Raw genomic sequence first — 11770 nt, forward strand, 5'->3', positions numbered from 1 at the left:
CCAGAACTTTTGTTCTGGATTTTATATTAAATTAATCTAATTCAGTAGCACCTGTGTAAAGTTGGTAATAATATTTTTTGTTTTTAAGCAATTCTTTGTGTGAACCTTGTTCAATGATTTTTCCATGCTCTAAAACTATAATTTTGTCGGAATTTTTAATAGTACTAAGTCGGTGAGCAATAATAAAAGAAGTCTTACCATGCAGCAATTTATCAAGAGCTTGTTGAACTTGTTTTTCTGTTTGAGTATCAATTGTACTTGTTGCTTCATCTAAAATTAAAACCAAAGGATTTAAAATTGATGTTCGAGCAATTGATAAAAGCTGTTTTTGACCTTGTGAAAGATTTTCACCTGCATTTTCTAAATAAGTTTGATATCCATCAGACATAATTTCAATAAATTCATTAGCGTTAGAAACTACTGCTGCTTGTTCAATTTGTTCTTGTGTTGGTTTCAGTAATCCATAGCCAATGTTTTCACTAACAGTTTTACTAAAAAGAGAAGTATCTTGCAATACTAAACCAAATGCTCTTCTCAAATCATCTTTTTTAATTTTGCGAGTGTCAATTCCATCAAAGTAAATTGTTCCGCTAGTTAAATCATAAAAACGGTTGATTAAGTTTGCAATTGTAGTTTTACCCGCACCAGTTGACCCAACTAAAGCTACTTTTTCACCTGGATTTACTTCTAAGTTAAAATTGTCAATAATTAATTTATTTGAATCATAACCAAAACAGACATTTTCGAATTTAATATGTCCTAGTGCATTAAGAAACTTAACTTCATTTTTATCCGTAACTTTTCATAAGTATTCTGAATCCAGAGATGAAATTTGATTTTTTTCTTGATCTGATAATTCTGATGCTCTCACAAGCGAAATATCACCATTATCAGTTTCTGTTTTTTGATCTAAAACATTAAAAACTCTTTCCGCTCCAGCTACTCCCATATTAATGGCGTTAAATTGCTGAGCAACTGTTGAAATAGGGTTTGAAAAGCTACGTGCATACAGTAAAAAGGATACTAAAACACCAATATTTAAACTTAAAATACTGCTAGAATCACTGCTTGTATTTGCTAACGAAATACCACCAATAAAGGCAATTACTACGAAATTAATTGTTCCCATATTCATCATAATTGGCATTAAAATGTTTGTAATTACTTTAGATTTAAAATCACTATGGTAAAGCTTATTATTAAGGTCACTAAATTTATTAAGTGCATGTTTTTCATAGTTGAAAACTTTAACAACTTTAATTCCTTCAATTAACTCATTAATGTAACCATTAACTGCACCAAGAGCAGCTTGTCTATTTCTAAAATAACGTCCTGATTTTCGTGCAATTAATTGTGATATAAAAAACATAATTGTTACTAATAAAAGCATTACAATAGTTAAAAATCAACTTAAAATGAACATAATTACAAGAGACAGAGAAATTGTAAAAATTGAATTAATTATTTGCGGAATGCTTTGTGAGATAACATCACGTAGCACCACAATATCATTAGTGTATAGTGAAACAATTTCACCATCTTGTCGAGAATCAAAAAATTGTAATGGTAATTTTTGCATATGATGATATAAATCATCACGTAAATTTTTAATAGTTTTATGAGTAATAGAAACTAAAATTCTTGAAAAAGTATAATTTGCAGTTAAACCAATAACATAAATTAAACCAATTACACTCATAGCAACAGAAAATCCATTTCAATCAAAAGTTTCTACAGCTCCCGATTCATATGGAGCTAAATACTTATTAACTAAAATAGAACCTAAAAAGGCTTGCGAAAGAACCTGAGCGACAGTCGATAAAATAATGCAAAAAATAACAATAAGGTAATTGACTTTGTTTTTAGCTCAAATATATTTTAATAATCTTTTAAAAGTACCTTTTCCAGCTCTAGGTTTAATCGGTTTCTTTGTTTTGTGTTTCATATAATCCTCTGTAAAATTCGTTAGTTTTTAAAAGATTTTCATGGGTATCAAAAGCATCAACTTTACCGCGTCTAAGCACAATAATACGATCTGCATTTTCGATTGAGCTAATTCTTTGAGCAATAATAATTTTGGTTGTACTTTCTAATTTTTGAGCAAATGCATTGCGAATTTTTTTATCTGTCTTATTATCAACTGCACTAGTTGAATCATCTAAAATAATAATTTTGGTTTTTTAATTAAAGCTCTTGCTATGCATAAACGTTGTTTTTGACCACCACTAAAGTTATTACCTCGTTCCTCAACAAGGGTATCTAATCCTTTTTCTTTTTCAAAAACAAAATCATAAGCTGCTGCATTTTGCAACGCTTCAATAATTTCTGCATCAGACGCATCAGGTTTACCTCATTTCATATTTTCACGAATCGTTCCTTTAAATAAAGTATTTTTTTGTAAAACAATAGCAATACTTTCTCTTAAAGTAAATAAATCATAATCTTTAACATCATTACCAGCCACTAACACCTGACCTTCTGTTGCGTCATATAAACGAGGTATTAAATTTACAAAAGAACTTTTAGCGCTTCCTGTTGCACCAATAATTCCGATAGTTTCACCAGAGTTAATATTTAAATTAATGTTTTTTAATGTTGGTTTATGAGCTTTTTCATACTGAAGAAAAACGTTTGAAAAAGTAATTGAACCATCTTGAACTTCATAAATTGGATTAGAACTATTTGTTAGAATTGGTTTTTCATTTAGAACTTCAAGCACTCTAGTTGCTGATGCTTTAGCAATTGTAATAGAAACAACCACCATTGAAGCTATCATTAGTGACATTAAAGTTTGAAACATGTAACTGACAAAAGAAGTTAGTAATCCGATTGTCATTTCACCGTGCGGATCATTAGCAATTTGAATACTTGCAACAAGCATAATGAAGAAAAGTGAAATAAAAATAGTTCCAACCATTAAAGGTGAGTTTAAAGCTACCAGTCTTTCTGCACGAATAGAAAGCTTTTTAACTCACTGTGAAGTTTCTTTAAAACTTTCGTATTCTTTTTTTTCGGTAACAAAAGCTTTAATAGTTTTTATACCTACAATATTTTCTTTTGCTTTTGAGTTTAATAAATCATATCCCTCTAGCATTTTGGTAAATCTTGGAAATGCAAAATAAATAATTGTTATTAAGATAACCGTTACTATAAAAATGACAATTAATAACACTAAAGCTAGCTTTACATTAGAACTAAAAGCCATAATAATAGCTCCAACAAGCATAAAAGGTGAACGTACAAAAGCTCTAATAACCATCATATAAGCATTTTGGATATTAGTGATATCGTTTGTTAGTCTTGTAATTAGGGAAGCTTTAGAATAGTTATCAAAATTAGCGAAAGAAAAACTTTCAATATTTTTAAACATACTATATCTTAAGTTTTTAGCAACTCCTGCTGTTGCTTTTGATGCAAAAAATCCACTAATCATTCCGCTGGCTAGTGAAATAATTGCTAAAGTAAAAATAATTCCTGAATACTGTCAAATAATAGTTTTATTTGATAAAGTAATACCTTGATCAATTAAAATTGAAGTTAAACGAGGAATAAAAATTGCACAAATAACTTCAATAATCACAAAAATAATTGAAAGCATAGATGCCATTCGATAATTATGAGTTTGTGAAAATAAAGTCACTCTATTTTTGTTTTGTTTCGAGTCCATTTTGTCCCTTCTATTTTTTTATATTTACTTATAATAAATATTTTTTATTTTACATGTATTTTGCAAAATAATGATTATTCTTAAAATAAAATAAAGCGATAAAGTTATAATTTAATAAATAATTGAAAAGAGGTTAAATGTTAGGATTTTATATATTTTTATTAGTGCTGCTTACCATCTGCTTAATAGGTTTATTAGTTATGTTTTCAAAAAACTTAATTTTGAAAAAATTTGCAACAAAAAGTAATAAATCTTTTATCTTTGCACAGCAATCATTAAATAATGCTAAAAACACTTTAAAAAAAGCTGAAGTACTGCAAAGAACTAAAAAAAATGATTATCAAAAAACTTATTTACAATTGCAAAAGCTTTTTGGTGATATGGAGCGTAGCTTCGAGAGTATTCAGCAGCTATATTTTCAAATCAATGAATTGGCAGTTCAATATAAATATTTAAAAACTATGAAATTTAAAGAAAGCTTTAATTTTCAAAATTATAAATTTAACGAACTTTTTGCACATTTTTCAAAAATTGCTGATGAGTTCCAAATTCCTTGAACAATTATTGATGAAGATTTTTCAAATATTTTGGACGTTTCACAACACTTATTAAAATTTATTGAAACTAAAAAATACACAATTCCGTTTTACTTTAATAAGTATCGTGAAAATATTTTAGACTTTAGAAAAGAACTCAATTTAGTAGAGCAAGCTAAAATTAATGCTGAATTTAATCAAGCTAACTTACAATTAGATAATTTAAAAAATCAAATTAAAAATTTAATTACAGATGTTAATTCTTTAGAAAAAATTGAATATTCAATGCATCACAATTTACCAGATGTGTTATATAAAAAAGCTAATAGTTCGCAACTTTCACAAGCTGCAAGAAATTACTATCATAATTTATATGCTGATTTAGAAAAAATGATTAGCAACTCTGATCAGCTAACAAATGAACAAATTATCACACGGATCAGAAGCATTTATCAAATGATTTATAGCATGCATTATGATAGTGCAAAAAAAGTTTTACTCAAGAAGTTTTACACTCAAAATAGCGCTTTAATTCAGCAAGTTTTAACTGATTACAAATTACAAATTAACAATTTAAAAAAACCATCTAACAAATTAGTTGAAACTTATGCTAATTTAAACAAAATTGCTGCAACTTTACAAAATATTGAAAATTTCGAAACAGCTTTAAATAATTTAAAGTATTTTTTAACTTTAGCTAAAACATTTGATCGTGAATATTTTTACATTATTCAAAAAAATCAACTAAAAAGTACACATACATGTGCCTGAGTTGAAGAGATTTTTGACAGTATTAATTTTTACTTTTTAATTACAACTAGTGAATTTTTAGATAGTTCGGAAACAACTAACAAAAAAATTGATGAATTAATAAAAATATATAATAAACATTTTGCTAAAATTAATAATACAACTGAAATTGAAAATATTTGAAATGATTGAACTCAAAAGCTAACTGAGTTAACACAAATTATCGCTCAAAATGAAGAGTATCTGAAAATGTATAAAGTGTTAGAAGCTCATATTTCAAATGCTTCAAAATTCCGTTCAAAAACAAATGAAACAAAAGAAGTTTTAAAACAAGCTAAAATTGAACTTTTAAATAAAAAGTATCAAGAAGCTTATGCAATCTTGAAAAATTTCGCACGCAAAAACTAGGAGAGAAAATGAACTACGATAAAATTTTAATTCGTTATGGTGAATTAGTTCTAAAAAAGAAAAACAGAAAAACATTCATTAATCAATTAACTAACAATATTTTACATATTGTTGGTGAACAACCACAAGTTGAATTTGATAGAATGTATCTTTCTTATTCAGAGCATAATTTAGCTAAAATGGAATATATTTTCGGAATTAGTTCATACTCTCCTGTAATGGTTGTTGAAAACGATATTGAAGTTTTTAAAACAAAAATTCTTAAAATGATAAACCAAACAACAAAAACTTTTAAAATTCAAGCACGCAGAAATAACAAAAATTTCGCTTACCGAAGCGACAGCCTTAACCAAATATTAGGTGCTCATGTACTTAAAAATACAGAGCTTAAAGTAGACGTACATAATCCAGATCAAGTTTTCTATGTAGAAGTTCGACAACGAAATACATACATTTTTTCTGATTATAAACGAGGATTAGGTGGTTTACCAGTAGGTGTCTCAGGTAAGGTTTTACACCTTATTTCTGGTGGTTTTGATTCTCCTGTTGCTGCATTTAATTTAATGAAGCGCGGACTAAAAGTTGATTTTTTAACTTTTATCACTCCTCCACAAACTGATGAAAGAACAATTGAAAAAATTTCTAATTTAGTGAAAACACTAAATAATTATCAAGTAAGTTCAAATTTACTGGTTGCAGATTATTCATATTTAATGAATTACATTGCTATGGTTTCTAAAGAATCATACAAAATCACACTAATGCGACGTTCTTTTTACCGTATTGCACAAGCAATCGCGGACAAATATGGACAATTAGCTATTTCTAACGGTGATAATCTTGGACAAGTAGCTTCACAGACATTAGAGTCATTAAATACTATTGGGTCAGCAACAAGAATGCAAATCCTGCGACCTTTACTTACTTTTGATAAAAACGAAATTATTGATATTGCAAAAAAAATTAAAACACATGATATTTCAATTATTTCAGCTAATGAAACTTGTGAACTATTTGCACCCAAAGAACCAGTAACTAAACCAACAATCGATGAAGCATTGCGTTTAGAAGCTGAACTAGATTTATTACCAGAGTTAGAAGAACAATTAGTAACAAGTAGAATTGAACTCATCAAATTTACCAAAAAAGATTTAACAAACTAAAGCTAATTTATCCACAAATAAGTGTGATTTTGATAAATTAGCAACATATTTATCAATTTCATAGGCAACTATGAAATTTTTTATTTTTAGAAAAGGAATTTTATTATGAAAACACAAAACAAAGAAAGAATTTTATTAGCTTACTCAGGAGGACTTGATACATCAGTTATCATCCCATGATTAAAAGAAAATTATAATTGCGAAGTTATTGCAATGTTGGGAGAATTAGGAACAGATACTGATCCTGAATTTATTACACAAAAAGCACTCAGTTGTGGTGCTGAAAAAGTTTATATTGAAGATTTAAATGAAGATTACATTCAAAATTATGTTTATCCAACTTTAAAAGCAAACGCCATTTATGAAGGAAAGTATTTATTAGGTACTTCAACAGCTAGACCTTGTATTGCTAAAAGAATGGTTGAAATTGCAAAAAAAGAAAACTGCAGCGCTATTGCTCACGGATGTACTGGAAAAGGAAATGATCAAGTTAGATTTGAACTAGCTATCAAATCACTAGCACCAGAATTAAAAATTATCGCACCATGAAGAACTTGAGAAATTAAATCCAGAGATCAAGAACTAGAATACGCAATAAAAAGAAATATTCCTGTTCCAGTTACCAAAGAAGAAAACTACTCTAGAGACCAAAATATTTGACACTTAAGCCATGAAGGAATGGATTTAGAGTTTCCTAAAAATGCACCAAAGTATGATACTTTATTAAAAATGACACAATTTCCAGTCAAAGCTAAAGACGAAATATCTACAATAGAAATTGAATTTAAAGAAGGTGTTCCTGTCAGAATTGATAACGTAACAGGAGACGTGCAAATGCTACAATATGCTAACAAAATTGGTGGAGAAAACGGAATTGGAATTGTAGATATTGTCGAAAATAGATTAGTAGGAATGAAATCTAGAGGTGTATACGAAACACCTGGAGGTGCAATTTATTATGCAGCTCACAGAGAATTAGAATTGCTAAATTTAGACAGAACAACTTTACATTACAAAGATTTAGTAGCTCAAAAATATGCTGAGCTTGTTTATGATGGAATGTGATTCCACCCGCTAAGAGAAGCGTTAGATAAATTTGTTGATGATTTAAACAAAAATTTAACTGGTATTGTAAAGCTAAACTTATACAAAGGGAATATTTTTCCTGCTGGAATTAGTTCTAAATACTCATTACATAGTGAAGAATTATCAACTTTTGGTGAAGATAATGTTTACAATCAAGGTGATGCAACAGGATTTATCAATTTATTCGGACTTTCAAGTAAAACAATAGCGCAAATGAAAATTAAAAATAAGAAGGGAAACTAAAAAATAATATGAAAAAAATGTGAGATGGTAGATTTACCAAAGCAACACATCAAAGCGTAGATTTATTTAACTCTTCAATTTATTTTGATTACAAAATGTATCACGAAGATATTGTTGCATCAGTTGCTCATGCTAAACACTTAAATAAAATTGGAATTTTAAACGATGAAGAGTTAAAACAAATTATTGCTGGATTAGAGCAAATTCTAACTGAATTAGAAGAAGGAAAAATTAATATTGATTTTAATGCCGAAGATATTCACATGTGAGTTGAACAACAATTAACAAACAAAATTGGAGAAATTGGTAAAAAGTTGCACACAGGTAGATCTAGAAATGATCAAGTTGCTACCGATTTAAAGTTATATCTCAGAAAAAATATTTCTGTAATACAAAAACAAATTTTAGCTTTAATTAAAACTTTAAACAAACAAGCTAGCAAGCATCTAGAAACAATAATGTGTGGATATACACATATGCAAAAAGCACAGCCGATTACTTTTGGGCATCAACTTCTAGCTTATATAGATATGCTTCTTAGAGATATCAAAAGACTTGAAAATACTAAAGAAATGCTTAATTACTCTCCTTTAGGAGCTGGAGCACTTGCAAGCTCTACTTTTAATATTGATTCAGAGTACACAGCTAAATTATTAGAATTTACCGGACCTGTAAGTAACTCACTAGATGCAGTATCAGATCGTGATTATTGCATATCATTTGCTAGTGATTTATCATTAGTTATGCTTCATTTATCAAGATTAAGTGAAGAAATTATTTTATGAACAACTGATGAGTTTAATTATATTACTCTAGATGATAGTTATGCAACCGGAAGTAGCATAATGCCTCAAAAGAAAAATCCGGATGTTGCAGAGTTAACAAGAGGAAAAAGTGCAAGAGTTATTGGTAATCTGGTTACATTGCTAATAATGATTAAAGGGTTACCTTTGGCATACAATAAAGATTTACAAGAAGATAAAGAAGCTATATTTGATAGTATTGAAACTATTTTAGTTACTCTTCCTGCTTTTACAGGAATGATAGACACTTGAACTGTTAATACTGATGTTATGCTAAAAAGCGTGAAAGAAAGCTATGCAAACGCTACTGATTTAGCTGAATATTTAGTTAAAATTAACATACCATTTCGTGATGCACACAAAATTGCAGGTAAAGCGGTTTTAAAAGCAATAAAACTAGGTAAATTTTTAGACAAAATGACAATTGAAGAACTAAGAGAAATAGATAATAGAATAACAGAGGAAGTTTATGAAGTTCTAGATGTTGAAAAATCAATTTTACAGCGTAATGGTTTTGGAGGTCCTGCACCAATTAATAACAAAAAAAGAGTAAAAGAAATTCAAGCTGTTATTGCAAAATGAAATCAAAAAATTTAAAGCTTTTTTATTGAATAATTTGAGTTTAAGCGGTATGCAATTTTTTATGATAAAATAAAATAACTATGGAAAACACTATTTATAATTCATTATTACAAATCAAAGAAAAGCATGATCAATTAGAGGAAAAATTAATGCAACCTGATGTTGTGTCAGATATTAAAAACTACACTAAAATTAACAAAGAAATTAATTCAATTAAAGAAATTGTAGTTGCTTTTAATCAATACTTACAAGCTGAAGAAAATTTAAAAAATGCAAAAGAAATGCTCGCAACAGAAAAAGACGAAGAAATGCAATTTTTAGCTAAAAGTGAAATTTCAGAGTCAGAATCTATTATGGAGAAATTAACTGCAGAATTAAAAATTCTAATTTTACCTAAAGACGAAAACGACAATAAGGATGTTATTGTTGAAATTCGTGGTGCTGCAGGTGGTGATGAAGCAAATATTTTTGCTGGTGATTTATTTAGAATGTATCAAAAATGATGTGCACAAAATGATATGAAAGCAACAGTTTTAGACTTATCAGCAGCTGAAAGTGGTGGTTTCACATTAGTGACATTTTCAGTTAAAGGTGATAAAGCCTATTCTAAATTAAAATTTGAAAACGGAGTACATAGAGTTCAACGTGTTCCTGTAACAGAGACAAAAGGTAGAGTTCATACTTCTACTGCAACTGTAACTGTTATGCCTGAAATTGATGATGATATTGAAATTGAAGTTAAAACCGAAGATATTCGTATTGATGTTTTCCGTTCAAGCGGTAATGGTGGTCAATCTGTTAATACCACAGATAGTGCGGTCCGTATTACACACTTCCCAAGTGGGATTGTAGTTTCATGTCAAGAAGGTAAAAGCCAAATTCAAAACAAAGAAATCGCAATGAGAATTTTAAAGTCAAAGCTTTATGACATTGAAATTAAGAAAAAACAAGAAGAAGAAGCAAGTTATCGTAAATTAGCCGGTAGTGGTGCTCGTAGTGAAAAAATTAGAACATACAATTATCCTCAAGATCGTGTAACTGATCACCGTGTAAGTTTTTCGACAAGTCTTTCTCCTGTAATGGAAGGAAAATTAAACCCAATTATTGATGCCCTTCTTGCGGAAGAACAAAACGAAAAAATTAAAGAAGCCGGAATTTAATGCCCACAAAATCAGAATTACTCAGAGAAAAAAGAAGATATGGTTTAGACGAAACTGTATCTTTTTCTGAATTAGAAAAATTAAATTCAGGAATGCCGGTACAAAAAATTATTGGATATATTGAAATGGCTGATGTAAAAATAGACTTAACAGAAAAAGTACTTATTCCTAGATACGAAACTGAAGAGCTTATTTACTGAGTTATAGAAGATTTAAAAAATAAAGCAGCTATGAATATTTTAGATTTATGTGCTGGAAGTGGATTTATTGGCATAGCTTTAAAAAAAGCTATGAATCACCACCAGTTAACTTTAAGTGATATTGATAAAACCGCTATAAAACAAGCTTTATATAATGCTAAATTAAATAAAGTAGATGTAAACATTATTGAATCTGATTTATTTAATAACTTACATAAAAATAGCTTTGATGTTATTGTTTCTAATCCTCCATACATTAAAGAAAGTGAAATTTTATCAAACAGTGTTTTAGATTTTGAACCACATCATGCTCTATTTGCTAAAAATGATGGTTTAGAATTTTATGAAAAAATACTTTTGGAAGCTAAAAAATATTTAAAAAATGCAGTAGGAATTATTTATTTCGAAATTAATGCTTTAGATGAAAAATATTGAATCAATTTACAAGAAAAATATGATTTAGAAATAAGAAAGGATATTGCTGGTTTGCCTAGAATGGTTAAAATAGCAATTAAATAATATGAGATTAAGACACGACAAAACAGCACAAGATAAGCTAAATAGCTCTGAATTTTATTTAAAAAATTTTCCAATTCAACTTAACGAAAATAATGTCTTGGAAATTGGTTCAGGAAAAGGTGAAATGATTTCTGAATTAGCACGTTTAAATCCTGAAATTACTTATTATGCGTTAGAAAAATATCCAACTGTTGCAAAAAAGATTTTGAGTAAAATTGAAAATTTAGATTTAAAAAATTTATTTATTTTAACAGAAGATGCACTCAAGCTCCCAGAAATTTTTCAAGGAAAAATTGATACAATTTGACTAACTTTTAGTGATCCATGACCTAAAAAAGCTCATACCAAACGTCGCTTAACATATAAAACTTTTTTAAATTTATATAAAGAATTACTAAGTGAAAATGGTTACTTATATTTTAAAACTGATAATGATAAATTATTTGAGTATTCAATAGAATCTTTAATCGAAAATAATTGAGAAATAGTCTTTCAAACTTTTGACTTACACGCTAGTGAATACAATCAAACAAATGTTCAAACTGGCTACGAAATGAAATGATCACAACTTGGTAAAAATATTAATTTTTTAATTGCAAAACCGAAAAAATAAATGCACTTAGTTACTTGGTAACTAAGTTTTTCTTTAATTA

Annotated in this window: 9 protein-coding genes; 7 read left to right on the forward strand and 2 right to left on the reverse strand. The window is 28.3% G+C overall.

Annotated features, from left to right (window positions below; all coding sequences use genetic code 4):
- Nucleotides 1-31: 31 nt before the first annotated feature.
- Both EI91_RS00490 and EI91_RS00495 read right to left on the reverse strand, forming a co-directional pair.
- Entirely contained in the window at nucleotides 32-1945 is a 1914-nt protein-coding gene (locus EI91_RS00490; protein ID WP_051789148.1) for an ABC transporter ATP-binding protein, read from the reverse strand.
- Nucleotides 1946-2158: 213 nt separating this feature from the next.
- Complete coding sequence (locus tag EI91_RS00495) at nucleotides 2159-3667, reverse strand: ABC transporter ATP-binding protein (protein ID WP_211245399.1); 1509 nt, start codon at nucleotides 3665-3667, stop codon at nucleotides 2159-2161.
- A gap of 200 nt (nucleotides 3668-3867) precedes the next feature.
- On the opposite strand from EI91_RS00495, the gene EI91_RS00500 reads away from it, so the two are divergent.
- The 7 genes from EI91_RS00500 to trmB all read left to right on the forward strand — a co-directional run bounded on the left by EI91_RS00500 (nucleotide 3868) and on the right by trmB (nucleotide 11730).
- Complete coding sequence (locus EI91_RS00500; RefSeq protein WP_156954218.1) at nucleotides 3868-5361, forward strand: hypothetical protein; 1494 nt, start codon at nucleotides 3868-3870, stop codon at nucleotides 5359-5361.
- 8 nt (nucleotides 5362-5369) lie between these two features.
- Nucleotides 5370-6524 (forward strand): tRNA uracil 4-sulfurtransferase ThiI, encoded by a 1155-nt coding sequence (gene thiI / locus EI91_RS00505; RefSeq protein WP_036451894.1) that lies wholly within the window; start codon nucleotides 5370-5372, stop codon nucleotides 6522-6524.
- A gap of 105 nt (nucleotides 6525-6629) precedes the next feature.
- Complete coding sequence (locus tag EI91_RS00510) at nucleotides 6630-7853, forward strand: argininosuccinate synthase (protein ID WP_036451895.1); 1224 nt, start codon at nucleotides 6630-6632, stop codon at nucleotides 7851-7853.
- 8 nt (nucleotides 7854-7861) lie between these two features.
- Nucleotides 7862-9253: an argininosuccinate lyase gene (argH, locus tag EI91_RS00515; protein ID WP_036451897.1), complete on the forward strand. Its 1392-nt coding sequence runs from the start codon at nucleotides 7862-7864 to the stop codon at nucleotides 9251-9253.
- A gap of 65 nt (nucleotides 9254-9318) precedes the next feature.
- Nucleotides 9319-10398: a peptide chain release factor 1 gene (gene prfA / locus EI91_RS00520; protein WP_036451899.1), complete on the forward strand. Its 1080-nt coding sequence runs from the start codon at nucleotides 9319-9321 to the stop codon at nucleotides 10396-10398.
- Nucleotides 10398-11117, forward strand: coding sequence for a peptide chain release factor N(5)-glutamine methyltransferase (gene prmC / locus EI91_RS00525; protein ID WP_036451900.1), 720 nt, complete (start codon nucleotides 10398-10400; stop codon nucleotides 11115-11117). Before prfA ends, prmC begins: the two co-directional genes overlap by 1 nt.
- Before the next feature lies 1 nt (nucleotide 11118).
- Nucleotides 11119-11730 (forward strand): tRNA (guanosine(46)-N7)-methyltransferase TrmB, encoded by a 612-nt coding sequence (gene trmB / locus EI91_RS00530; RefSeq protein ID WP_036451902.1) that lies wholly within the window; start codon nucleotides 11119-11121, stop codon nucleotides 11728-11730.
- The last annotated feature ends 40 nt before the right edge of the window (nucleotides 11731-11770 follow it).

Source organism: Mycoplasma buteonis, from assembly GCF_000733865.1.
In the GTDB taxonomy this organism is placed as follows: Bacteria; Bacillota_I; Bacilli_A; order Mycoplasmatales; family Metamycoplasmataceae; genus Mycoplasmopsis; species Mycoplasmopsis buteonis.